This window comes from Reyranella sp. (genome assembly GCF_965279465.1).
In the GTDB taxonomy this organism is placed as follows: Bacteria; Pseudomonadota; Alphaproteobacteria; order Reyranellales; family Reyranellaceae; genus Reyranella.
This window is the reverse complement of record NZ_OZ257242.1, coordinates 5255312-5279664: the sequence shown is the minus strand read 5'-3', so window position 1 is coordinate 5279664 and position 24353 is coordinate 5255312. Positions and strand designations below refer to the sequence as shown.

Annotated in this window: 13 protein-coding genes, 3 tRNA genes, 3 rRNA genes and 1 pseudogene; 6 read left to right on the top strand and 14 right to left on the bottom strand. The window is 64.1% G+C overall.

Annotation, left to right across the window (positions count from 1 at the left end; all coding sequences use genetic code 11):
• The first annotated feature begins 13 nt into the window (after positions 1 to 13).
• Positions 14 to 949 (top strand): alpha/beta hydrolase, encoded by a 936-nt coding sequence (locus tag ACQY8M_RS25775; RefSeq protein ID WP_428661604.1) that lies wholly within the window; start codon positions 14 to 16, stop codon positions 947 to 949.
• Here the strand turns inward: ACQY8M_RS25775 and ACQY8M_RS25770 are convergent.
• The 12 genes from ACQY8M_RS25770 to ACQY8M_RS25715 form a co-directional block, all read right to left on the bottom strand.
• Entirely contained in the window at positions 946 to 2220 is a 1275-nt protein-coding gene (locus ACQY8M_RS25770; RefSeq protein WP_428661601.1) for a flavin-containing monooxygenase, read from the bottom strand. The two genes, ACQY8M_RS25775 and ACQY8M_RS25770, sit on opposite strands and share 4 nt — an antisense overlap.
• 2 nt (positions 2221 to 2222) lie before the next feature.
• A complete protein-coding gene (locus tag ACQY8M_RS25765) occupies positions 2223 to 3860 on the bottom strand; it encodes a flavin-containing monooxygenase (protein WP_428661598.1) in 1638 nt (545 codons plus the stop codon).
• Between the two features lie 95 nt (positions 3861 to 3955).
• Positions 3956 to 5089: an acyl-CoA dehydrogenase family protein gene (locus ACQY8M_RS25760; protein ID WP_428661595.1), complete on the bottom strand. Its 1134-nt coding sequence runs from the start codon at positions 5087 to 5089 to the stop codon at positions 3956 to 3958.
• A gap of 23 nt (positions 5090 to 5112) precedes the next feature.
• Positions 5113 to 6273: a formyl-CoA transferase gene (locus tag ACQY8M_RS25755; RefSeq protein ID WP_428661592.1), complete on the bottom strand. Its 1161-nt coding sequence runs from the start codon at positions 6271 to 6273 to the stop codon at positions 5113 to 5115.
• A 192-nt stretch (positions 6274 to 6465) separates the two neighbouring features.
• The gene (locus ACQY8M_RS25750) at positions 6466 to 7299 is read right to left on the bottom strand and encodes an SDR family NAD(P)-dependent oxidoreductase (RefSeq protein ID WP_428661589.1); all 834 of its coding nucleotides are present in this window, start codon (positions 7297 to 7299) and stop codon (positions 6466 to 6468) included.
• A gap of 37 nt (positions 7300 to 7336) precedes the next feature.
• Complete coding sequence (locus tag ACQY8M_RS25745; protein WP_428661586.1) at positions 7337 to 8524, bottom strand: CaiB/BaiF CoA transferase family protein; 1188 nt, start codon at positions 8522 to 8524, stop codon at positions 7337 to 7339.
• 308 nt (positions 8525 to 8832) lie between these two features.
• Positions 8833 to 8909, bottom strand: a tRNA-Met gene (locus ACQY8M_RS25740).
• A 51-nt stretch (positions 8910 to 8960) separates the two neighbouring features.
• A 5S ribosomal RNA gene (gene rrf, locus ACQY8M_RS25735) occupies positions 8961 to 9075 on the bottom strand.
• An 81-nt stretch (positions 9076 to 9156) separates the two neighbouring features.
• Positions 9157 to 11886: ribosomal RNA gene (locus tag ACQY8M_RS25730) — 23S ribosomal RNA — on the bottom strand.
• Positions 11887 to 12121: 235 nt separating this feature from the next.
• A tRNA-Ala gene (locus ACQY8M_RS25725) sits at positions 12122 to 12197 on the bottom strand.
• Positions 12198 to 12286: 89 nt separating this feature from the next.
• Positions 12287 to 12363, bottom strand: a tRNA-Ile gene (locus ACQY8M_RS25720).
• A 152-nt stretch (positions 12364 to 12515) separates the two neighbouring features.
• Positions 12516 to 14004: ribosomal RNA gene (locus tag ACQY8M_RS25715) — 16S ribosomal RNA — on the bottom strand.
• Together the 16S, 23S and 5S rRNA genes with 3 tRNA genes alongside form the textbook arrangement of a ribosomal RNA operon.
• Positions 14005 to 14433: 429 nt before the next feature.
• Between ACQY8M_RS25715 and ACQY8M_RS25710 the strand changes: the two genes are divergently transcribed.
• The 4 genes and pseudogenes from ACQY8M_RS25710 to ACQY8M_RS25695 form a co-directional block, all read left to right on the top strand.
• Complete coding sequence (locus tag ACQY8M_RS25710; RefSeq protein ID WP_428661583.1) at positions 14434 to 15213, top strand: SDR family NAD(P)-dependent oxidoreductase; 780 nt, start codon at positions 14434 to 14436, stop codon at positions 15211 to 15213.
• Between the two features lie 59 nt (positions 15214 to 15272).
• A complete protein-coding gene (locus tag ACQY8M_RS25705; RefSeq protein WP_428661580.1) occupies positions 15273 to 16415 on the top strand; it encodes a CynX/NimT family MFS transporter in 1143 nt (380 codons plus the stop codon).
• Positions 16412 to 17071, top strand: a complete 660-nt coding sequence (locus tag ACQY8M_RS25700) for a DsbA family oxidoreductase (RefSeq protein ID WP_428661577.1) — start codon at positions 16412 to 16414, stop codon at positions 17069 to 17071. The genes ACQY8M_RS25705 and ACQY8M_RS25700 overlap by 4 nt, the downstream gene beginning before the upstream one ends.
• A gap of 763 nt (positions 17072 to 17834) precedes the next feature.
• A pseudogene (locus tag ACQY8M_RS25695) lies at positions 17835 to 17957 on the top strand (hypothetical protein); the annotation flags it as partial.
• A 367-nt stretch (positions 17958 to 18324) separates the two neighbouring features.
• Here the strand turns inward: ACQY8M_RS25695 and mfd are convergent.
• The gene (gene mfd / locus ACQY8M_RS25690) at positions 18325 to 21879 is read right to left on the bottom strand and encodes a transcription-repair coupling factor (RefSeq protein WP_428661575.1); all 3555 of its coding nucleotides are present in this window, start codon (positions 21877 to 21879) and stop codon (positions 18325 to 18327) included.
• Positions 21880 to 22149: a succinate dehydrogenase assembly factor 2 gene (locus tag ACQY8M_RS25685; RefSeq protein ID WP_428661572.1), complete on the bottom strand. Its 270-nt coding sequence runs from the start codon at positions 22147 to 22149 to the stop codon at positions 21880 to 21882.
• 73 nt (positions 22150 to 22222) lie between these two features.
• On the opposite strand from ACQY8M_RS25685, the gene recG reads away from it, so the two are divergent.
• Positions 22223 to 24304, top strand: coding sequence for an ATP-dependent DNA helicase RecG (gene recG, locus ACQY8M_RS25680; RefSeq protein ID WP_428661569.1), 2082 nt, complete (start codon positions 22223 to 22225; stop codon positions 24302 to 24304).
• The last annotated feature ends 49 nt before the right edge of the window (positions 24305 to 24353 follow it).

Here is a 24353-nt window from a genome sequence, read left to right as displayed (position 1 = left end):
GGAGACGAACGCAATGCCCGTTGACCCCCAGATCCGAGCCCTGTTGGACCGGGGAACCGGTGTCCCGGCAACCCATACGCTACCGGTGGCCGAGGCGCGGCGGCAGTACGAGGCGCGCATTGCCCTCATGGCACCGCCGCCCCAAATGGCAAAAGTCGTCGAGCGCTCCATCGACGGGCCGGGCGGGCCGCTCAAGCTTCGCATCTACACGCCCGATGGCAGCGGGCCCTTCCCGCTGATGATTTTCTTTCACGGCAGTGGCTTCGTGCTGTGCAGCCTCGATACGCATGACGGCATGTGCTGTAACCTGGCGACGGGAGTCGGGTGCGTGGTGGTGTCCGTCGACTATCGGCTTGCGCCCGAGCACAAATTCCCCAACGGACTGAATGACTGCCTGGCAGCGACGCGCTGGGCGGCGGCAAATGCGGTCGAACTCGGCGCCGATCCGTCACTCATAATGGTGGCCGGAGATAGCGCCGGCGGCAACATGGCGGCGGTTACCGCGCTACGCATTCGCGATGAAGGCGGGCCGGCGCTGTGCGGACAGGTGCTGCTCTATCCGGTGACCGACTATCACACCCCGGGGACGCCCTCCTACACCGAGAACGCCGACGGCTTCGGCCTGACCCGCGACACCATGGAATGGTTCTGGGAGCATTACCTCACCGATCCCGTGGAGGCGGAGAATCCGCATGCTTCGCCTTTGCGCGCACGTGACCTCACGGGCTTGCCGCCGGCCTACGTGCTCAGCGCGGAGTTCGACCCTTTGCGCGACGAGGCCGAACTCTATGGAATGAGGTTGCGGGCAGCCGGCGTGCCAACCGAGATCATCCGACGGCCGGGCATGAACCACGGCTTTCTGTTCTGGGTGGGCCTTGTTGCCGGTGCCGACGCCGCGATGGCCGAAACCTGCGCCTGGGCTCGGCAGGCGTTCCGGAAGGCACGCTAGAGTGCCTTTCGCTGCGACGCATCACGATAAGCCAGATATTGCCGCCGAATGACGATTTGATCGGCCACGTATTTTGCGTCGTGCCAAACGCCCCAGATGAAGCTCGACCCTCTGCGCGACTGGTACGGCAACCCAAGGAAGTAGAGACCGGGCTCACTCGCAACGCCGCGCTGATGCCGTGGCCTTCCATTCGCGTCGAAGGTGTCGACCTGCACCCAACTGTAGTCGGATACGTATCCGGTTGCCCAGATGATGGATGAGATCCCCGCCCTGGCGAGGTCGAGCTCCAGGATGGGATGGGTGACACATTCAGGTTCAGGGTAAATCCGGCGCGCTTCCGGTTCGGGCGGAAGGTCGAGGCCGTTGCGTTCGACATAGGCATCTGCCCGATCGAGCACCGCGAGATAGTGCCTGTCGCCTCGTGCGATGTTCTCGGCCAGATCCGGACGGAACGTCGCTCGCCCAGCGCGGAAGGATTCGGTGCGGCCGACCAACGTGACGCCTTCGAGTGCGAGCCTGCGGAAGTCGATGGTGTGTCCGCCACGAGTCCCGCTCACCGCGATCGTCACATGCTCCCGGCCGGGCGCGGGGGTAGACGCATCCCATTCCCCGAACACGCCCAACCACCAGCAATAATCGCGGTTTCGATAGCCACGCGGCGGCCTGTCATGCGGCCCGACCGACAGGTACACTTTTCGGCCGGACTCGTTCAGCTCTTCGGCGATCTGAACGCCCGACGAGCCTGAGCCCACAACCAGTACGGCGCCCTCCGGCAGCTTCGAGGGATTGCGGTAGTCGACCGAATGGATCTGAGTCAGTGCTCCGCCCTTGGGCGCGATCGGCGGAATCTTCGGACGCTGGAAAGCCCCTGTCGCCACCACCACATTGTTCGCCTCGCAGAGACCGTCCGTCGTTACAATGGCGAATCCTGGCCGGCCCTCATTGCGGCGAAGCGCGCGAACTTCCACGCCGGTTCGCACGGGCGCCGCGCATTTCCGGGCATACGCCTCAAGATATGCAACGACGCGATCCTTGCCCGGAAAACCATCGGGATCGAAATCCTGGAACTCGAGATCGGGGAAGCGGTCGTGCCAGGCAGGGCCGTTGGCCATGAGCGAATCCCACCGCCCTGACCGCCAGCATTCGGCAATGCGGTCGCGTTCCAGGACGAGGTGCGGCACGGCATTTCGGCTCAGATGCTCGCTCATCGCGATGCCGGCCTGGCCAGCGCCCACAACCAGCGTATCGATGAGCGTCTTCTCGCCCATCATTCTTAGTAGGCAAGCTTCCGGTAGCCCTCCGCGGCGACGGCGTCGCAGTACTGACGATAAGCCGGGTGTCCGCCGCTGTAGCGCATGATCCGAGGCTTCTGCTTGCCTTCAACGTTGCGGTTGACGCCCGTCATCCAGGAGCCGACTTCATTCATCAGCTGGCCCTGGCCGAGGGCCAGGACGTGATTGGTCCATTCGTCGACGGCCGACGGCGTGGCCTCGATGCGCTTCAGCCCTCGCTCGGTCGCAAACCGGATCACGTCGGTGACCCATTCGACGCTATATTCCGCGGTGCGCGTGTAATTGCTGAGCCCGGCGTGCGGACCCATCGCCATCAGAAGATTCGGGAACCCTGTCACGAAGACGCCGAGGTAGGTTTGCGGGCCGTCCTTCCACACCTCTTTGAGCCGCACGCCGCCGACGCCGCTGATATCGATCCGGTCGAAGGCGCCGGTAATGGCATCGAAGCCGGTCGCGTAGATGATGATGTCGAATTCGCGCTCGCGGTCCGACGTCCGGATGCCGCGCGGGGTGATGCGCTCGATCGGCGTCTCGTTGACGTCGACCAGCTCGACGTTCGGCTGGTTGTAGACCTCGTAGTAGCCGCTTTCGAGCGGGATCCGACGCGTGCCGAAGCCGTGGTTCTTGGGGATCAGCTTCTCGGCGACGACGGGATCGTTGACCCGTTCGCGGATCTTGCGTGCGGCAAACTCGGAGGCGAGCGCATTGGCCTCGCGGTCGGTCAACATATCGCTGAAGTTGCCCTGCCATTGGCCGAAACCCGGCGTGCGGTACAGCTTTTCCCAGAAGGCTTCTCGGTCCTCGGGTGTCACCTCGAGCGTCTTGCGCGGGTCCGGGGCGTGGACGTAGCAACTCGGCGTCTCGCGGCAGCGCGCCAGGATCTCGGGATAGCGGGCGCGGATGTTGCTCATCTCCTCCGGGGTGATCCTGCTGTTGTTCAGCGGGAAGCACCAGTTCGGGGTACGCTGGAACACGGTCAGGTGACCGACCGTCTTGGCAATCGTCTGGATCGTCTGCACCGCGGTCGCACCGGTGCCGACGATGCCGACGCGCTTGCCGGCGAACTCGATGCCCTCCTTCGGCCAGCGCTGGGTGTGGCACGACTGGCCCGCGAAGCTCTCGATGCCGGGGATGGTCGGCATCACGGCCGCTGAGAGAACGCCAATCGCGGTGACGAGAAAGCGCGTCGAATGGCGCGCGCCGCTCTCCAGCACGAGTTCCCAGCTGCGCGTCTCCTCGCGCCAGTGCGCGGCGACGACGCGGCTGTTGAACTGGATGTCGCGCCGCAGGTCGAACTTGTCGGCGACGTAGTTGAGATATCGCTCGGTGTGGGGTTGGGCCGAAAAGTGCTCTTCCCACTCCCATTCTTCGAGAAGCTCCTTCGAGAACGAGTAGCCGTACGTCCAGCTTTCCGAGTCGAAGCGCGCGCCCGGATAGCGGTTCCAGTACCAGGTGCCGCCGACCGCGCTGCCCGCCTCGAAGGTCCGGACCCGCAAGCCGAGCTCGCGCAGCCTGTAAAGTTGATACAGACCGGCGACTCCAGCTCCGATAACGATCGCGTCGAAGTCCGGGCTGGTTTCCGTTCGTGCCTCATGCCGGAGCGCTGTCACTGTATCCATGCTGTCCTCCCTTGTCTGTCAGGCCCGTTAGGTCGCCAGGAGCAATGCTGCTCCATCTCCCAAAGATCGGCTAGTTCCCGCCTCGTCCGTCCAACCTAGAAAATATTCTCCGGCGACACGCCAAGCATGACCTGGCCGACCGTCTCGTAGTGCAGTATGCGCCCCTGGCCCTGTTGCGCGACCGTGTCGATGTCGCGCAGGCGGCGTTCGAACGGATTTTCCTCGAACACCGCCATCGCGCCGCAATCGTGAAACAGCGTATTGACGATCTCCCGTGACGACTGAATGGCCCAGGTGGAGGCGAGGCGCAGGCGGGTCCGTTGATCCAAGTCCATCTCGCCACCCTCCTCGATCGTCTCGAATGCTTCGTCCGCCGCAGCGTGAAGGAAATAGCGCGCGGACCGCCACTTCGCCTCCGACTGCGCCACGTGCGACTGGATCACGTTGTTCTCCACCATCGGTTTGCCCGCGCCGAGGCGCGTCTTCTCCCGCGGCAGCGCCAGGAACGCGTCCATCGTTCCACGGGCAATACCAAGGGCTACTCCCCCGAACCCGATCGAGTAGAGCTGGGTGCTGGTGAAACGGTAAAGCGGGCTGTCGGTCCGGCGATCGCGCGGACCGTCGCGATAGATAGCGCGCTCGTGCGGAATGAACAGATCGTCGACGGAGTACTCGTTGCTGGCCGTGCCGCGCAGCCCCAGCGTGTGCCAGATATCGTGGAACGTGGCGCTCGATTTTGGGTACAGGAAGGTCTTCATTTCCTTGGTGCCCGCCACCCGCAGATGCGCACCAAGCCAGGTGGCATTCTGGCTGCCGCTCATGAAGCGCCATTTTCCGGTGATGCGGTAGCCGCCATCCACGGGCGTGGCCTCGTACGGCGACCCCGGAGGCCCCCAGGCGACGATGCCATCCGGCTTGCCGAAAATCTCCTGGGCAATATGCGGCTGGAGATAGGCGCTCGTGGTCGAGCAGCCGTTGCTCTGGCACACTACCCAGCCGGTGGATCCATCCGCGGCGGCAAGCGCCTCGGTCACCTGGGCGAAGATCGAGGGTTTCAGCTCCATCCCGCCGGTGGATTTCGTCTTCAGCATGGTGAAGAACCCGCCGTCGACCAGGGCCTTGACGACGGGCTTGGTGAGTTCCCGGATCTGGTCGTTCTCCTCGGAGGCAGCAGCGACGAGGGGCATGAGGTCGCGCGCCTTCTGGACCTGCGGGTGGATGGCCGGCATGACGCGTCTCCCGCTCTGCCCGCTCAGACGACCCCCTCCCGATGCAAACGCTTCGCCTCATCCGGCTCGACCCCGCACAGGGCCTCGAGCAATGCGTCCGTGTGCTCGCCCAGCAGGGGCGGACGGACCACCGCGACAGGTGAGTCAGATAATTTGATCGGGCAGCCCACCGTCTGATAGGTACCGCGCGTCGGGTAATCCACGTCGACGATCATCTCGCGCGCCTTGAGATGCGGATCTGCCAGCACCTCGCCGGTGTCCTGGCAGGCGCCGCAGGGAACACCGGCATCCCCCATCAGGCGCATGACGTCGTGCTTGCTGCGCTGGCGCGTCCACGCCTCGATGATCGCGTTGAGCTCTGTCCGATTGTTCCAGCGCGCTTCCGCGGTCTTGAAGCGCGCGTCCTCCGTCAACTCTGGCTGCCCCAGCACTTTCGCCACCGCCGGCCACATCTGCGGCTGTGCGTAAAGGAAGACGTAGTCATTCGGGCCGCCCGGCGCGCAGGCGTAGGTCGTGCCGGGCACGTTGGTCCCGAGCTGATTGCCGCTGCGCGGGCTCGGGCGGCCGAAGCGCTGATGGTCGCGCAGGCTCACCCGCACCAGGTTGACGACCGCGTCCTGCATCGAGACCTCGACATGTTGGCCGCGGCCGGTCGCGTGGCGCTGCTGCAGCGCTGCCAGTATCCCGATCGCCATGTGCATGCCGGTGCCGGAATCCCCGATCGCCGGATAGACGTAGGTCGGCGGATTTTCGGGGAAGCCGGTAACGCTCATCGCCCCGCCCATGGCCTGAGCGACCGGCTCGAAGCTCTTGAATCCGCTGTAAGGCCCGTAGGTGCCGAATCCCTTGATGGTGGCGTAGATCAGTCGTGGGTTGATCTTGGCCAAGGCTTCGTAGCCGAACCCCAGGCGATCGAGCGCGCCCGGTCCGAAATTCTCCACCAGCACGTCCGATTGGGCGATCACCTTCCGGAACAGATCCTTGCCTTCGTCTGTCTTGAGATTGAGCGTCAGGCTGCGCTTATTGGCGTTCAATATCAGGAAGAACAGGCTGTCGCTGTTTTTGTGGTCGCGCATGTTCACCCGAGCGATGTCACCACCCTTGGGTTCCTCGAGCTTGATCACGTCGGCCCCGAGGAAGCCAAGAATTTGCGTGCAGGCGGGGCCCGCCTGGTTGTGCGTCATGTCGATGATACGGACGCCAGACAAGGCTTGATTCATGGTCGCGCTCCCTCTCCCCGAGTCGCTCATGCTAGTCGGGTGACTGCTGGCGATCACCCCCTTGATAGCAATTTCTCTGACGAACCGATTGACGTCTGCCGATGTGCGGAAATCAGCCGGAAGCAGACACGAGGGCAGACTTTATGGGCTTTGACCTTAGTACTGCGTCGTCCAGCGCGTCTCGAGCGCTGCCTCGATGCGGCGGTGGCGTGCCTTGATCACGTCGGCCGGCACGGCGCTGACGAAGGCGTAGAAGGTCTTGTTCCGGATCGCATCGATCACCCGCTCGCCGACCAGCTTTGGGTCGATGCCGGTCCGCGCCAGGCGTTCCGCCAGGACCGCCTCGTCTGTCGGACGCTGCTGCGGACCGCCGAGATGATCGGGACGGTTGCGCGCGCCGTGCGCGATGTTGGTGGCGATCGGACCGGGGCACAGCGCGGTCACGCCGACATTGGTGCCTTCGAGCTCGAGCTCAAGCGCCTCCGACAGCGACAGCACGGCGTACTTGCTCATCGAATACGGCCCCTGGTTCGTGCCGCGACGATTCTGCGTGGCTGCGACCGAGGCAGTGTTGACGACGTGCCCGGCCTCGCCGTGCTTCAGGATCGCCGGGACGAAGTGGCGGATGCCGTGGATGACGCCCCACACATTGACGCCGATGACAAACGCCCAGTCGGCCACCGACACGTCCACCAGCGGCGTGCCATGCATCGGCACGCCGGCATTGTTGCAGGCGATGTGGAGCTTGCCGAAGCGGCGCTCCGCCTCAGCCAGCGCGTCGATCACCGACTGCTCCTGGGTGACGTCGATCCTGACCGGCAGCACCTGCTTGTTGGTGCCGGACAGCCCGTGCGCCGCTTGCTCCACCGCGTCCTTCTGGATGTCGGCCATCACCACGTTGGCGCCGGCTTCGGCAAGCGCAGTGGCGATGCCCAGGCCGATGCCGGAAGCGGCGCCGGTGACGATGGCTGTCTTGCCGGAAATTTCCATGGCTCATTACCTCCAAGAGCGCAGCGGCGCGATTGACTTAGATCGTACCTCCTTGCCTGAGCGCAGCGATATCCTCGGCAGAGAAGCCGAGGTCGTCGTGCAGAATTTGATCGCTGTGCTCGCCGAGCGACGGAGGGGCGGATGTGGCGATACCGCCGCCGTCCTCGACCTTGAAAGGCGTGCCGAGTCCCTTCCACGCCTCGCCACTGGCGTCATGTGCGGCGACCACCATGGCATTGGCCAGCACCTGCGGGTGCGCCATGACCTGGTCGAGCGTCTGGATGGGGGCGACCGCGACGCCGTGCTTTTCCAGCAGGACCACCCAGTGCGCCGCATCGTGCCGCTTCAGATGCGTCTCGAGCAGGGGCACGAGCTCGTCGCGATGACGCAGGCGGCTTTCGTTGCTGGCAAAGCGTGGGTCGGCCTTCAGGCCCTCATCCTCGAGCGCCGTGCAGAGGCGCTGCCACGCCGCGTTGTTGGGCGCGCCCACCAGCACGAAGCCGCCGGCGCAGTGAAAAGCCTGGTAGGGTGCCTGGTTGGCACCGCCCGAGCCCTGCTTGCGCGGTTGGATGCCGGCCTGCAGCCAGGCGACGCCATGGTAACCCAGGATGGAGACGGCGGTCTCGAGGAGCGACGCCCGCACCCAGTTGCCGCGTCCCGTGCGCTCGCGGGCGTAGAGGGCGGTGGCGATGGCGCCGTAGGCGCTCATGCCGGTGGCCATGTCGACGAACGACACGCCGGTTCGCACCGGCGGTCCTTCCTCGTAACCGGTCACCGACATCGGGCCGGCGAACGCCTGCACCATGAGATCGTAGCCGGGCTTGTTCGCAAGGTCGCCGCGCTCGCCGTAGCCGGTGATGGAGCAGAAGACCAGGCGCGGATTGAGGACGTGGAAGCGCTCGTAGGAGATGCCGAGGCGGTCTGCCGTCGCCGGCAGGAAGCTGTGCAGCACGACGTCGGCCCGGCGTACCAGCCGTTCCAGCACCTCCGCCGCGCGCGGTGCCTTCATGTTGAGGGTCAGTGCCCGCTTGCCGCGGTTGACGCTGGCGTAGTTGCTGCTGAGGCCGTTCGGCATGAGCGGCGGCCATCGACGGTTCTCGTCGCCCTCGGGCGCTTCGACCTTGATGACGTCGGCGCCCATGTCGGCCAACAGTTGCGCACAGAATGGCCCTGCCAGCACACGGCTGAGATCGAGCACCTTCAAGCCTTCGTAGATCCGCGCCATCGTCTCCTCCCGATCGTCATTCGTGCGGGGCGCGCAGCCCGAAGCCGACCGGCCCGGACTCCGCAGCAGCGCCCTCATGTTGGCAGAATCGCGGAGCAGCCGCGGCGTGTCGCGCGGATCGACGATCTCCTCGACCCGGATCCACCAGTGCTGGCCGCAGAGGAAGCTGGGTTCCGCGAACCTCGGATCGCAGCGTCCCCGGAAGAAGGCGTCGGAACACCGCTTAAGTTTCTGTGGAGATGCCTGACGGGATTGTGGTGTTGAGCGGAACGCAGGAAAGCCGCCCTTTGCGGGGGCGGCTTATTAGTTGGTTGCGGGGGCAGGATTTGAACCTACGACCTTCAGGTTATGAGCCTGACGAGCTACCGGGCTGCTCCACCCCGCGTTGGGTCCTGGGTGCGCGTTGTCGTTTATCGGAAGGGCGTGCGCTTGGAAGACCTGGCAGCGACCTACTCTCCCGTGCCTTGAGACACAGTACCATCGGCGCTGAGGGTTTTCACGGCCGAGTTCGGAATGGGATCGGGTGTTCACCCCTCGCTAGTGCCACCAGGTCGTCGAAGCGCAAGCATGAGGTCTCGTGCAGTCCAGAGCAAGAAGCCGGCAGCGGATGTCGACCGCTGCACGGAACGATTGAGATCAAGCCGATCGAGCTATTAGTACCGCTAAGCTGAATGCATCGCTGCACTTGCACATGCGGCCTATCAACGTGGTGGTCTACCACGACTCTCAGCGAGACCTGGTTTTGAGGCGGGTTTCACGCTTAGATGCTTTCAGCGTTTATCCCTTCACTACATAGCTACCCGGCGCTACGGCTGGCGCCATAACCGGTACACCAGAGGTAAGTCCATCCCGGTCCTCTCGTACTAAGGACGGCTCCTCTCAAGTCTCGAACACCCACAGCAGATAGGGACCAAACTGTCTCACGACGTTTTGAACCCAACTCACGTACCACTTTAATCGGCGAACAGCCGAACCCTTGGGACCTGCTCCAGCCCCAGGATGTGATGAGTCGACATCGAGGTGCCAAACACCACCGTCGCTGTGGACGCTTGGGTGGTATCAGCCTGTTATCCCCGGCGTACCTTTTATCCGTTGAGCGATGGCCCACTCACGCGGAACCACCGGATCACTATGGCCGACTTTCGTCCCTGCTCGACTTGTCAGTCTCGCAGTCAGGCGGGCTTGTGCCATTGCACTCAGCGGCTGATTTCCGACCAGCCTGAGCCCACCATCGCGCGCCTCCGTTACTCTTTGGGAGGCGACCGCCCCAGTCAAACTACCCACCATGCAGGGTCCCGGATCCGGATAACGGACCGCGGTTAGACATCAAAGATCAAAAGGGCGGTATTTCAAGGGTGCCTCCACCCGAGCTAGCGCCCGGGCTTCAAAGGCTCCCGCCTATCCTACACATCCAATCTCTAATGCCACTGCAAAGTTGTAGTAAAGGTGCACGGGGTCTTTCCGTCTAACTGCGGGTACCCCGCATCTTCACGGGGAATTCAATTTCGCCGAGCCCATGTTGGAGACAGCGGGGAAGTCGTTACGCCATTCGTGCAGGTCGGAACTTACCCGACAAGGAATTTCGCTACCTTAGGACCGTTATAGTTACGGCCGCCGTTTACCGGGGCTTCAATTCAAGGCGTGAACCTCTCCTCTTAACCTTCCGGCACCGGGCAGGCGTCAGACCCTATACTTCGCCTCACGGCTTAGCAGAGCCCTGTGTTTTTGTTAAACAGTCGCCACCCCCTGGTCTGTGCCCCTCTGGCGAGACCGCCAGAGGCCCCCTTATCCCGAAGTTACGGGGGTAAATTGCCTAGTTCCTTCAACATGGTTCCCTCAAGCGCCTTGGTATACTCTACCAGTCCACCTGTGTCGGTTTAGGGTACGGTCTATACGCTGGAGTTATTTCCTGGAACCCTGGAGCCGCCCGAGCATTCGCCAACGAGCTCGGGCCACCTTTCGGATCCGTCACTTCCAGCAGGCCCACGAATATTGACGTGGTTCCCATCGGCTACGGCTGTCGCCCTCACCTTAGGGGCCGGCTAACCCTGCGCGGATTGACCTTGCGCAGGAACCCTTGGACTTACGGCGGAAGCGTCTCTCACGCTTCTTGTCGCTACTCATGTCAGCATTCTCACTTCCGATACCTCCAGGAGCCCTCACGGGTCTCCCTTCACAGGCTTACGGAACGCTCCGCTACCACTCTTTCGAGTCCGCAGCTTCGGTGCATGGCTTTAGCCCCGGTACATCTTCGGCGCAGGATTGCTTGTTTAGACCAGTGAGCTATTACGCTTTCTTTAAAGGATGGCTGCTTCTAAGCCAACCTCCTGGTTGTTATGGCCTTCCCACATCCTTTTCCACTTAGCCATGACTTGGGGACCTTAGCTGGCGGTCTGGGCTGTTTCCCTCTCGACGACGGACCTTAGCACCCGCCGTCTGTCTGCCGTGCTGTACTCATCGGTATTCGGAGTTTGGTTAGGTTTGGTAAGACTTTGGATCCCCCTAGCCCATCCAGTGCTCTACCCCCGATGGCAATCACACGACGCACTACCTAAATAGTTTTCGCGGAGAACCAGCTATTTCCGAGTTTGGTTGGCCTTTCACCCCTAATCACAGGTCATCCGATACCTTTGCAACGGTAACCGGTTCGGTCCTCCAGCGCGCGTTACCGCGCCTTCAACCTGCCCATGACTAGATCACCCGGTTTCGGGTCTACTCCGTGCAACTAAGCGCCCTATTCAGACTCGCTTTCGCTACGCCTACGCCTATCGGCTTAAGCTTGCTGCACAGAGTAAGTCGCTGACCCATTATACAAAAGGTACGCCGTTAGCCTTGCGGCCTCCGACTGTTTGTAGGCGTTCGGTTTCAGGTCTGTTTCACTCCCCTTGTCGGGGTGCTTTTCACCTTTCCCTCACGGTACTTGTTCACTATCGGTCACTGAGGAGTACTTAGGCTTGGAGGGTGATCCCCCCGTGTTCAGACAGGATTGCACGTGTCCCGCCCTACTCGAGGATGCAACTGCTTTCTACCCGTACGGGGCTATCACCCGCTATGGCCACCCTTTCCAGAGTGTTCCGGTTCTTACAATCGCATCACTGGCCTGGTCCGCGTTCGCTCGCCACTACTAGCGGAGTCTCTGTTGATGTCCTTTCCTCCAGGTACTGAGATGTTTCAGTTCCCTGGGTTCGCCTCGCCGACCTATGAATTCAGTCGGCGATCATCCTGATGGATGGGGTTTCCCCATTCGGAAATCTTCGGATCAAAGTGTATTGGCAACTCCCCGAAGCTTATCGCAGCCTATCACGTCCTTCATCGCCTCTCAGTGCCAAGGCATCCGCCAAACGCCCTTATTGTGCTTGATCTCTCTTTGTCAGCGAAGCGGCGATTCTCATCGCCGCCTCGGCTCGTTCCGTGCAGGGGACGACCCCCACCACGACAACGGCCTCTTACCCATTCCTGCGACCCCACCTAGGCAGTGGAGCCCGGAATAATCTAGACTTCTAAGACCTCATACTTCCGATAAACGATGTCAAAGAACCATACCGCACCGCTCGCACGGTGCCGTGTTCTATGCCGCGCGCTCTCGCACGCAGGTGATGGTGGAGGCAGACGGGATCGAACCGACGACCTCCTGCTTGCAAAGCAGGCGCTCTCCCAACTGAGCTATGCCCCCGTTTGAGAACTCAGGTCTCGATCGCGATCTCGCTTCGTCCGACCCGGTCCAATCGCGGCCTGTCCCTAAGGACGGCCGACCGCGCAACTTGGTGGGCCAGGGAGGATTTGAACCTCCGACCTCACGCTTATCAAGCGCGCGCTCTAACCAGCTGAGCTACTAGCCCGGTTCGGTGACGAAGCGACAAACCCAACACGGATCTGTCGCGCCAATTACCATCACAGGAAAGGGATGCGTCGACGGCGGCGGCCCGGCTTGAGATACCAGGCTTCGATTTAGTGTCAAAGTAAGGTCAAGATTGCTCAAGACCTTCCTTAGAAAGGAGGTGATCCAGCCGCAGGTTCCCCTACGGCTACCTTGTTACGACTTCGCCCCAGTCATTGATCCTACCGTGGCTGGCTGCCCCCTTGCGGTTAGCGCACCATCTTCGGGTAGAACCAACTCCCATGGCGTGACGGGCGGTGTGTACAAGGCCCGGGAACGTATTCACCGAGGCATGCTGATCCTCGATTACTAGCGATTCCACCTTCATGCACTCGAGTTGCAGAGTGCAATCCGAACTGAGACGGCTTTTCAGGATCGGCTCCGGGTCGCCCCTTCGCATCCCACTGTCACCGCCATTGTAGCACGTGTGTAGCCCAGCCCGTAAGGGCCATGAGGACTTGACGTCATCCCCACCTTCCTCCGGCTTGTCACCGGCAGTTTCTCCAAAGTGCCCAGCTTAACCTGATGGCAACTGGAGACGAGGGTTGCGCTCGTTGCGGGACTTAACCCAACATCTCACGACACGAGCTGACGACAGCCATGCAGCACCTGTGTTGGCTCCGGCCGAACCGAAGGCTCCGTCTCTGGAGCCGGCGAGCCACAAGTCAAGGGCTGGTAAGGTTCTTCGCGTTGCGTCGAATTGAACCACATGCTCCACCGCTTGTGCGGGCCCCCGTCAATTCCTTTGAGTTTCAACCTTGCGGCCGTACTCCCCAGGCGGGGTGCTTAACGCGTTAGCTGCGACACTGACGGGCAAGCCCGCCAACGTCTAGCACCCATCGTTTACGGCGTGGACTACCAGGGTATCTAATCCTGTTTGCTCCCCACGCTTTCGAGTCTTAGTGTCAGAAACCGTCCAGATAGCCGCCTTCGCCACTGGTGTTCTTCCCAATCTCTACGTATTTCACCACTACACTGGGAATTCCACTATCCTCTCCGGTCCTCTAGCTGCCCAGTATCAAGCGCATTTCTTGAGTTGAGCTCAAGGCTTTCACGCCTGACTATGACAACCACCTACACTCGCTTTACGCCCAGTAATTCCGAACAACGCTAGCCCCCTTCGTCTTACCGCGGCTGCTGGCACGAAGTTAGCCGGGGCTTATTCTGCGGGTACCGTCATCATCGTCCCCGCCAAAAGAGCTTTACAACCCGAAGGCCTTCATCACTCACGCGGCATGGCTGGATCAGGGTTGCCCCCATTGTCCAATATTCCCCACTGCTGCCTCCCGTAGGAGTCTGGGCCGTGTCTCAGTCCCAGTGTGGCTGATCGTCCTCTCAGACCAGCTACCGATCGTCGCCTTGGTGCGCCGTTACCACACCAACTAGCTAATCGGACGCGGACTCATCTTTTGGCGATAAATCTTTATCCCGTAGGAACCATTCGGTATTAGCCCTAGTTTCCCAAGGTTATCCCGAACCAAAAGGCAGATATCCACGCGTTACTCACCCGTGCGCCACTAACGTATTGCTACGTTCGTTCGACTTGCATGTGTTAAGCCTGCCGCCAGCGTTCGTTCTGAGCCAGGATCAAACTCTCAAGTTTAACGTGCCTCCAACCCCTCCGAAAAGAAGCGGAAGCCATAGATCCCGTCACTAGATTTTACCACCCAGCCCGAAGGCCAGGTCTCGAACTAGCGACGACGAAAACATCGCCCAACCCGAAGGCCAGACAAATGATCGCCGCCGCCGGCGTATCCCTTTCCCAACAAACGATGCATAGAACACACGACCAAAAGGTCGAGACCTCAAGTTCACAGGATCACTTCCAGGTCCTCAGACCCCGCGCCACTCACAGTCCGTGGCGCCTTTCGGTGACCCCGTTCGTCTCGGGAGGCGCGCTTATATGAGCGCCCTTCCGGAGTGTCAAACGTAAATATTCAATCGTCTTTGCCGGCCTCTGAGGATAACTGACATCGAATGCATCCTGGGGCTTCATGCCACCCTCCCAGCGAGCGCATCCATCGGAGGACACATGGACCTGGGTCTCAAGGGCAAGCGCGTATTGATCACTGGCGGCACGAAGAGCATCGGGCGGGCCATCGTCGACGCCTTCGTGGCGGAGGGCGCCGTCGTCGGCTTCTGCGCACGTGACGCCGCGCTGGTGAAGCAGCGCGAGGATGAGTGGCGCGGCAAGCAAGCCCGCGTTCAGGGCACCGCGCTCGACGTGACCGACGATCCCGCCCTCAAGCAATGGATCGACGGCTTCGCGGCCGACGGCGGCATCGATCATTTCGTCGCCAATGTCAGCGCGCTCGGCACCGACGACACGCCGGAGGGTTGGCGCAAGAGCATCGCCATCGACATCGTCTCGACTGTCGAATCGGTTCGCCACGTCATGCCGCATCTGGTGAAGAGCGGGCAAAACGGCAACCAGCGGGGCGCCACCTGCACCATCATCGGCACGGTGTCGCTCAACGAGGCATCGGCCGGGCCGGTGCAACCCTATCGCTCGGTCAAGGCGGCGCTGGTGCCGATGGTGAAGTCGCTGGCGATCGACATGGCGCCCAAAGGGGTGCGGGTGAACATGGTGTCACCCGGCTCGATCCTGGAGGATGGCAACACCTGGGGCCGCCAGCGCGATGCCAACAGCGAACGCTACCAGCGCACCCTGGCGCGCAATCCGATGGGCCGCATGGGCACACCGCAGGAAGTCGCGGCCTGCGTCGCCTTCCTCGCGGGCGCGCCGGCGTCGTTCGTGAGCGGCGCCAACTTCATCGTCGACGGCGCGATCACCACGCGGGTGCAGTACTGACCTCACCGTCGCGCTGCACGCCCTGGGGACTGGTCGCGCTCCTGGTCGCGGCCGGCATCGTGGCGGCCTTCCATGTCGGCAAGGTGCCGCCGTCCCTGCCCTCGATCCGGGTCGAGCTCGATGCCAGCCTGCGCCAGGCCGGATGGCTGCTGTCGACCTTGAACCTCGTGACGGCGCTGGGCGGCATGGCGATCGCGCTGACGGCCGACCGCTTCGGCCATCGCCGGCTGGTCATCCTAGGCACGGCGCTGTGCCTCGTCGCGAGCCTGTTCGGCGCGATGAGCGGCAGCGTCGAGACGCTGATCACCGCCCGAATCTTCGAGGGCCTGGGTTTCATCACGGTCGTGGTCGCCATCCCGACGCTGCTGCTGCGCATCGCAACACCGCACGACCAGAGGCTCGCAATGGCCTTGTGGACCACATACATGCCGGCCGGCGCCGGGTCGATGATGCTAATCGCGGCCCTCGTCCTGCCGGGCACGTCCTGGCGGATCGCCTGGCTGGTGGCCGCCGCCGCCTCCGCCGCGATGCTCGCCGCCTTGCTGCTGCGGGCGCGGCCCCGGCACGAACTCGACCCGATCGCTGCACTGCGTCGTCCCGTGCTGTCCGAGATGGCCGAGGTCGCGACCAGCGGAGGATCGCTCGCGATCGCGATTTGCTTCGGCGCCTATTCGTGCTGCTGGTTCGCCGTGGTCGGCTTCCTGCCGACCCTGCAGGTCGAGCGGCTGGGCTTCCCGACCTCGACGGCCGCGATCGTCACCGCGGTCGTGACGATCGTGAACGTCGCCGGCAATCTCGCCGCCGGCTGGATGCTGCAGCGGCGGGTGCCGAGGGTCGCGATCATCGTCGGCGCGACCGTCTCGATGGCGGTCTGCGCCGCGGGAATTTTCCTAGACGGCGTGCCGGACCTTGCGCGGCTTGTGCTGGCCGGAGTCTATTCCGCCGTGATCGGCGTCGTGCCAGGCTGCCTGTTCACCGCGATCCCACTCCATGCACCACGGCCGCAGCTGGTCGGCGCGGCAACCGGGCTGCTGATGCAGGTCTCGAACCTCGGCGCCCTGCTCGGACCCCCGATCACGGCCGCGCTGGTTTCGGCCGGCGGATGGCCGGCTGCCGCATGGCTGACCAGCGTTGCGCTCGGGATCGCCGCCGTGGCCGGTCTCTTCCTGCATTGGCGCGAAAAGCGTAAGCTTGCGGCATGATTTACGTCGACATCGTCTCCGACACGATCTGCCCGTGGTGCTACATCGGCAAGCGACGCTTCGAGCGCGCGCTCGATCTCAGCGGGCGCAACGACATCGCCATCTCCTGGCGACCGTTCCAGCTCAATCCCGACATGCCGCCAGAAGGCATGACGCGCGACGATTACGTGCGGGCCAAATTCGGCGGCGGCGACCGCCCGCGCCAGATCTACCAGGCGATCGCCGAAAGCGGCCGCGAGGCAGGCATCGAGTTCCAGTTCTCGAAGATCAAGCGCACGCCCAACACCGTGCTGTCGCATCGCCTGGTCCACTGGAGCGCCAAGCAGGAGCGCCAGGACGAGGTCGTGGCCGAGCTCTTCCGGGCCTATTTCGAGGACGGTCTCGACGTTGGCGACCTCGAGATCCTGGTGGAGTGCGCCCGGCGCGCCGGCCTCGACCGCGAGCTGGCGCGCAAGTTCCTGCTGAGTGAGGAAGGCCGGCAGGAAGTCGTCGCCTCCGACGTCTACGCACGCCGCCTCGGCATCAACGGGGTGCCGTGCTTCATCGTCAACCGCAAGTACGCGGTGTCGGGCGCGCAGCCGCCGTCGGCCTTCGTCGAGGTCTTCAATCTGGCCGAGCGCGACGCCGCCACCAGCGCGGCCCAGTCGACCGCCTGAGGGGCGCGCGAATCCCGTCGCCTCGACCGGAGCGCCAAAGGCGCGTAGCGGAGAGGCCCCGTTCCGACGAGTACGGCCGATGTGTTGAGGCAACGTCCCTCCACTATGCCGAGCCACGCTTGGCGCCGGTCGGGACGACAAATCAAACATAAGTCCGAGCTCTGCCCACCTGTCGCCCCGAGCGAAGGACCTGGCGGAACGACCACCGAGTCCGTTGCCGGCGTGAGCCCTTCGCTTCGTTCAGGACGACAGGTGCTTGACGGGCGCCACCGGAGCCGCGCGCTCCAATGAAGGCATCTACCGATCGTAATATGTCATATAACATACCATATGTTATATGACATATTACGCTTCCAGGTCCGCCTGCGTCGGGCCGAGAATAGCGCTCCGTGACGCACCTCTGTCGTCCTGAGAGCCTGTGAATTTTTCAATCCAGCTTCTTCAGTCGTGGAGTCGACGAAACGAAAGATCCCTCGCTGCACTCGGGATGACAACAATGCTGTCATCCCGAGCGCAGCGAGGGATCTTTGGTTCTTCAATCAGCCGCCGAGGACAAGACCGACGAAAAATTTACAAACTCTGAGCGGAACGAAGGACTTGACGGAATTTACCCCCGAGTCTGCTGCCGACGTGAGGTTCTTCGCCTCGCTCAAGACGACGTGTACGTGATGAGCGCCACTGGAGCGGCGCACTCCGATGAGGCAAAGCGGTTTTGAAGCGGCGTGATATGTCGTTGAGCATATGATATGCTATTCGACATACAATGCCTCCAAGCCCAACCCATACCGCCCGCGTCAGGGCAGAGATCTTCCAGCACGCCGGCCGCCTGTTCCGGCTACGCGGCTATGCCGGGACCAGCATCGACGACATCATGCTGGCGGCAGGCCTGACGCGCGGCGCCTTCTATGCCCATTTCGACTCCAAGGAGGATCTGTTCGCCGAGGTGATCCGTGCCGGCGACGGACTGCTCCGGACGCTACGCGCCACGGACGCTACGGTTGGCGGTGTGCTCGGCGCCTATCTCGCCAAGGACGATCTCTTGGCCAATGCGCTGGGCTGCACCCTGGCGGCGCTGGCGGGCGACGTCGCCCGGGCTCCCCTGCCCGCCCAGCTCGCCTACGCCAACGTCCTGCATGGCGCGATCGGCGAGATGGCGCGCGGCCGCCGGCGCAAGCTCGATCCCGACGCCACGGCGGCGGCAATCCTCGCGGTCGGCGCCTTGAGCCTGGCCCGTGCGAGCGGCGACCGGCGGCTCAGCGATTGGCTGCTGCGCTGCGCGCTACGGGCGGCGCAGGCTCTGCTGGCGCCGAAGCCGCCCCGGCGAGCTTCGCCAAAGCCGAAACGATCCCGGTCACGCCCGAAAGCCGCTGTCGCTCGTCCTTCCAAACGCGCTGCACGATCACGCGGTGGTCCGGCCTGAGCTTCACCAGCGGCGCGTTCTTCTGAATCCAGCCGATAAGCCGGTCCGGCCTGGGGAACTTGTTGTCGTGGAAACTGAAGACCACGGCCTTCTCGCCGGCATCGATCTTCTCCACGCAAGCCGCGCGGCACAGCAGCTTGAGCGAGATCGTCTTCAGCAGGAACTCGGCTTCGGGCGGCGTCTGGCCGAAGCGGTCGACCAGCTCGGCCGCAAAGGAATCGACTTCGCCCTGGGTGTTGAGGCCGCCCAGCCGCCGATAGAGTCCCATGCGCACCGACAGGTCGGCGACATATTCTTCCGGAATCAGGACCGGGATGCCGAGATTGATGGTCGGCGACCACTCGGCCTTTTCCGCCTCCTGCGCCCGCCCCCGCGCCGAGGCGACGGCCTCCTCGAGGAGCTGCTGATACAGCTCGATGCCGACCTCGCGGATATGTCCCGACTGCTCTTCGCCGAGGAGATTGCCGGCACCGCGGATGTCGAGGTCGTGGCTGGCGAGCTGGAAGCCGGCGCCCAGCGTGTCGAGCGTTTGCATAACCTCGAGCCGCTTCGATGCCGCCTCGCTCAACGCCTTGCCTGGCGGGACGGTGAGATAGGCGTAGGCGCGGGTCTTGCCGCGGCCGATGCGGCCGCGCAGCTGGTAGAGCTGGGCCAGGCCGAAGTTGTCGGCGCGATGGATGATCATCGTGTTGGCGTTGCGGATGTCGAGGCCGCTTTCCACGATGTTCGTCGAGAGCAGCAGGTCGAACTTGCCCTCGACGAACTCCTGCATGGTGTTCTCGATCTGGGTCGGCGGCATGCGGCCATGCGCCAGGGCCATGCGGATCTCAGGCACCAGCTCGCGGATCTCCTCGGCGACCGTGGCCAGGTCCTCGATGCGCGGACAGACATAGAAGCTCTGCCCGCCACGATACTGCTCGCGCAGGAGCGCCTCGCGGATCGTGACGCCGTCGAACGGCGTGACGAAGGTGCGTACCGCCAAGCGGTCGACCGGCGGGGTGGCGATCACGCTCATGTCGCGCACGCCGGTCAGGGCGAGCTGCAGGGTGCGCGGGATCGGCGTCGCGGTCAGCGTCAGCACGTGGACATCGGCGCGCAGCTCCTTCAGCCGCTCCTTGTGGGCGACGCCGAAATGCTGCTCCTCGTCGACGATCAACAGGCCGAGATCCTTGAACTCGATGCTCTTGGCCAGCAGCGCGTGCGTTCCGACGACGATGTCGACCGTGCCTTCCTTGAGCCCGACCCTGGTCTCCTTGGCTTCCTTGGCCGCCACGAGGCGCGATAGCCGGCCGATCCGCACCGGCATGCCCTGAAAGCGTTCCACGAAGTTGCGATGGTGCTGGCGTGCCAGCAACGTGGTCGGGCCGATGACGGCAACCTGCTTGCCGGACATGGCCGCCACGAAGGCCGCCCGCAGCGCCACCTCGGTTTTGCCGAAGCCGACATCGCCGCAGATCAGGCGGTCCATCGGCTTGCCCGACGACAGGTCGTCGAGCACGTCGGAGATCGCCTGCAGCTGGTCGTCGGTCTCGACATAGGGGAAGCGCGCGCAGAACTCCTCGTAGAGGCCTTCCTGCGGGCTCATCGTCTCGCCGCGCTGCACCGCGCGCTCGGCGGCGATGGCGATCAGCCGGTCGGCCATGTCGGCAATGCGCTGCTTCAGCCGCGCCTTGCGCGACTGCCAGGCGACTCCGCCCAGCCGGTCGAGCACGGCATTCTCTTCCGACGCCCCGTAGCGGCTCAGCACGTCGATGTTCTCGACCGGGACGAACAGCTTGTCGCCGCCGTCGTAGCTGAGCTTGAGGCAGTCGTGCCGCGCGAAGTGGATGTCGAGCGTGACCAGACCGTCGTAGCGGCCGACGCCGTGCTCGCGATGAACCACGAGGTCGCCCTCGCTCAGCGCCGAGGCTTCGGCGATGAAGCGCTCGGACGGCCGCCGCTTGCGCTGTGGCCGGGACAGGCGGTCGCCGAGGATGTCCTCCTCGCCGATGACCTCAAGCCCATCCAGCAGGAAGCCGTGCTCGAGCGGCCAGACCGCGATGCCCACCACGCCCGGCGGTAGGCCTTGCACCATTGCAAAGTCGGCGACCGGCACCGGCGTCGTGCCGCCATGCTCCTGCAACAGATGCGTGAGACGAGTCGCCGAGCCTTCGGTGAAGCCCGCGACCACGACACGTCGTCCAGCCGCGTTCGCGCCCTTGACGTGATCGGCGACCATGTCGAACAGATTCACACCCTGCGCGGTGCGCGCCTTCGCGAAGCCTTCATGGCGTCGCCCGCCGAGATCGACGGCATTCGGCGCCTCGAGGGGAGCGTCGAAGCTCGTAAACTGGCCGATGCTGTGGCCTCCGAGCAAGTTGTCCCATTGCGACGGCTCGAGATACAGCCGTTCCGGCGGAAGCGGCTTGTAGTCCGCCCCGCCGGACATGCCGCCCTTTGCGCCGGTCTTCACGCGAGCGTCGTAGTAGTCGGCGATCAGCTCCCAACGTGAGTCGAATGCCTCCTTGATCTGATGGTCCGAGGTGACGATCGCGCCAGCGCAATAGTCGATCAGTGTTTCCATCCGCTCGTGGAACAGCGGCAGCCAGTGCTCCATGCCGACATGACGCTGCGCGGCAGACACCGCTTCGTAGAGGATGTCGTCGCCCGCGACATTGCCGAACAGTTCGCGATAGCCGGTGCGGAAGCGCTCGATGCTGTCGGGCGTCAGCAGCACCTCGCTGACCGGTAGCAGCACGACCTCGTCGCGTTCGCCGGTGGTGAGTTGGCTCATCGGATCGAATGAGCGGATCGATTCCAGCACATCGCCGAACAGGTCGAGTCGCAACGGCTCGTTCGTACCAGGGGGATAGAGATCGACCAGGCCGCCGCGGATCGCGAACTCGCCCGGCTCCATTACCGTGTCGGACCGGCCATAGCCGTTCGCGCCGAGGTACTTCGTCAGGCCGGCGATGTCGACGCTCGAGCCCTTGCGCAGCACCGTCGCCGCCTCGGCATAGAGGGCACGCGGTGGTACCTTCTGCAGCACTGCCCCGGCGGAGGCGAGGATGATACGCGCCGGCGCACCGGGCTTCTTCGGCGTGGCGAGACGCACCAGCGTCTGGAGCCGCTCGGCCACGATGTCGGGATGGGGAGAGAGCCGGTCGTACGGAAGGCAGTCCCAGGCCGGGAAGGCCAGGACCTGGCGCTCGGGCGCGAAGAAGTGGAGTCCGTCCTGCAGCCGCTCCAGCCGCTGGCCGTCGCGCGCCACGTGCAGGATGTCCTGGCCGCCGGTGGTGCGGGCGATCTCGGCCAGCACCATCGCATCGGCGCCCTCGGGCAGGCCAGCCAGGGTCCAGCGGCCGGCTTTACGATGCAAACTGGCGAGGCGTTCGGCGAGGGTGGACACCTAGAACCTCACGCGAAATGCGAGAAGCTTGCGCAGCACCATGGAATCGGCTTCCGCCGGCACGGCCGTCTTGCCCGAAACCCAGTCGTAAATGTCGTTGTCGCCGGCACTGAGCAGACTTTCGTACTGATCCAGTTCTGCGGCACCAAATTCCGCAATATGGGCGCGCGCGAACTGGCCCAGGAGAATGTCGTTCTCCTTGTTGCCTCGATAGACGCTGCGATAGAGCAAACGCTTCCGCCGCGTCTCCAGTTCAGTCTCGTCGGCCATTTTTTCCCCAGGTCCTGGCGAAAAGGGCCGTAGCATATAGGCGGCGACGGGTGCGAAGTCACGCACCACAGCCATGCGTCCAGCCAGCCTCACCCCACTCTTCGCCCAGGTCACCTCGCTGCCCGGAATCGGCCCACGGCTGGGCACGCTCGTGGAGCGCCTGGCGGGGCCGCTGGTCGTCGATCTGCTGTGGCACCTGCCGCTCGGCGTTATCGATCGCCGCAACGCGCCCAAGGTCGCCGAAGCCCGCGCCGGCATGGTGGCCACCCTTACTGTCACGATCGAAGAGCACATCGTGTCGCGCGGCCCGCGCGCACCTTACCGCGTATGGTGCAGCGACGAGACCGGCCGGCTCACCCTCACCTACTTCAACGGCCGCGAGGATTACCTCAGGAAGCTGCTGCCGCCCGGCGAGCGACGGGTCGTCAGCGGCCGGATCGAGCTCTACCAGGGCGAGGTGCAGATGACGCACCCCGATCATGTCGTGCCGTTGGAGGAACTAGAGTCCATCCTGCGGGTCGAACCTGTCTATGGCCTGACCGGCGGCCTCACCCAGCGGCCTCTGCAGAAGGCGATCGCTGCCGCTGTCGAGCGCGCACCGGAGCTGCCGGAGTGGCAGGACGCGGCCTACCTGAAGAAGCAGAAATGGCCGGGCTGGAAGGCGGCGCTCGAGGCCGCTCATGCCCCGGCCGACGAAGCCGATCTGTCGCCGATGCATCCGGCGCGCGCGCGGCTCGCCTTCGACGAGTTGCTGGCGAGCCAGCTCGCGATCGCACTGGTGCGCCATCACAACCGCACGCTTGCCGGCCGGGCGACCAAAGGCGACGGCGCCCTGCAGAAGCGTGCACTGGCGGCCCTGCCCTTTCAGCTCACCTCGAGCCAGCTCTTCGCCTCGGCGGAGATCGCGGCCGACATGGCCAGGCCCGAGCGCATGGTGCGGCTGCTACAGGGCGACGTCGGCAGCGGCAAGACGCTGGTCGCCTTCCTCGCCATGCTGACCGCCGTCGAGGCCGGTGCACAGGCAGCCCTCATGGCGCCGACCGAGCTTCTCGCGCGGCAGCACTTCGCGACCATCGCGCCGCTCGCCGAGGCGGCCGGCGGCCGGCTCGCGCTGCTGACCGGGCGCGATGGCTCGCGCCAGAAGAAGCAGACGCTGCAAGGCCTCGCCGACGGCACGATCCAGCTCGTCGTCGGCACGCATGCGCTGGTGCAGGAGGACGTCGAATTCGCCGATCTCGCACTGGCGGTGGTCGACGAGCAACACCGCTTCGGCGTGCACCAGCGCATGGCGCTGTCGTCGAAGAGCCATTCCGTGGACCTGCTGGTGATGACCGCGACGCCGATTCCGCGCACGCTGATGCTGGCGGCCTACGGCGATCTCGACGTCTCCAAGCTCACCGAGAAGCCCGCCGGCCGCCAGCCGATCGACACCCGGACGATTCCGCTCGAGCGGATCGGCGAAGTGGCCGACGCGGTGGGCCGTATGGTCGGGACCGGCGCGAGGGTCTACTGGGTCTGTCCGCTGATCGAGGAGTCCGAGGACATCGACCTCGCCAACGCAGAAGAGCGCCATCGCCTCTTGAGCGCGCGCTACCCCGGCAAGGTCGGGCTGGTGCACGGCCGGCTGAAGAGCGCCGAGCGCGAGGCAACCATGGCGGCCTTCACCTCGGGAGAGCTGTCGATCCTGGTGGCGACGACGGTCATCGAGGTCGGCGTCGACGTGCCGGCCGCGACGGTGATGATCATCGAGCATGCCGAGCGCTTCGGCCTCGCCCAGCTCCATCAGCTGCGCGGCCGCGTGGGACGCGGCAGCGCCAAGTCGAGCTGCCTGCTGCTCTACGCCCAGCCGCTCGGCGAGACGGCCAAGGCGCGGCTGGCGATCATGCGCGAGACCGAGGACGGCTTCCGTATTGCCGAGGAGGATCTGAAGCTGCGCGGCGCGGGCGAGTTGCTGGGCACCCGCCAGAGCGGCCTGCCCGACATGCGGCTCGCCGACCTTGCGGCCCATGCCGAGCTGCTGCAGGCCGCGCAGGACGATGCCCGCCTGATCGTCGACCGCGATCCGGAGCTGCAGTCCGAGCGCGGCGCGGCGCTCCGGGCCCTGCTCTACCTGTTCCGCCGCGACGATGCCGTGCGCACGCTGCGCGCGGGCTGATCAGTCTCTTCCGGACCGCGAGCGTCTCGCTCGCTCATGATCATGAGCG

Excerpts from the sequence above, each read along its gene's own strand:
- ACQY8M_RS25775 (WP_428661604.1), top strand. The coding sequence starts at position 14 with ATGCCCGTTGACCCCCAGATCCGAGCCCTGTTGGACCGGGGAACCGGT.
- ACQY8M_RS25770 (WP_428661601.1), bottom strand. The coding sequence starts at position 2,220 with ATGATGGGCGAGAAGACGCTCATCGATACGCTGGTTGTGGGCGCTGGC.
- ACQY8M_RS25765 (WP_428661598.1), bottom strand. The coding sequence starts at position 3,860 with ATGGATACAGTGACAGCGCTCCGGCATGAGGCACGAACGGAAACCAGC.
- ACQY8M_RS25760 (WP_428661595.1), bottom strand. The coding sequence starts at position 5,089 with ATGCCGGCCATCCACCCGCAGGTCCAGAAGGCGCGCGACCTCATGCCC.
- ACQY8M_RS25755 (WP_428661592.1), bottom strand. The coding sequence starts at position 6,273 with ATGACGCACAACCAGGCGGGCCCCGCCTGCACGCAAATTCTTGGCTTC.
- ACQY8M_RS25750 (WP_428661589.1), bottom strand. The coding sequence starts at position 7,299 with ATGGAAATTTCCGGCAAGACAGCCATCGTCACCGGCGCCGCTTCCGGC.
- ACQY8M_RS25745 (WP_428661586.1), bottom strand. The coding sequence starts at position 8,524 with ATGGCGCGGATCTACGAAGGCTTGAAGGTGCTCGATCTCAGCCGTGTG.
- ACQY8M_RS25710 (WP_428661583.1), top strand. The coding sequence starts at position 14,434 with ATGGACCTGGGTCTCAAGGGCAAGCGCGTATTGATCACTGGCGGCACG.
- ACQY8M_RS25700 (WP_428661577.1), top strand. The coding sequence starts at position 16,412 with ATGATTTACGTCGACATCGTCTCCGACACGATCTGCCCGTGGTGCTAC.
- ACQY8M_RS25685 (WP_428661572.1), bottom strand. The coding sequence starts at position 22,149 with ATGGCCGACGAGACTGAACTGGAGACGCGGCGGAAGCGTTTGCTCTAT.
- recG (WP_428661569.1), top strand. The coding sequence starts at position 22,223 with ATGCGTCCAGCCAGCCTCACCCCACTCTTCGCCCAGGTCACCTCGCTG.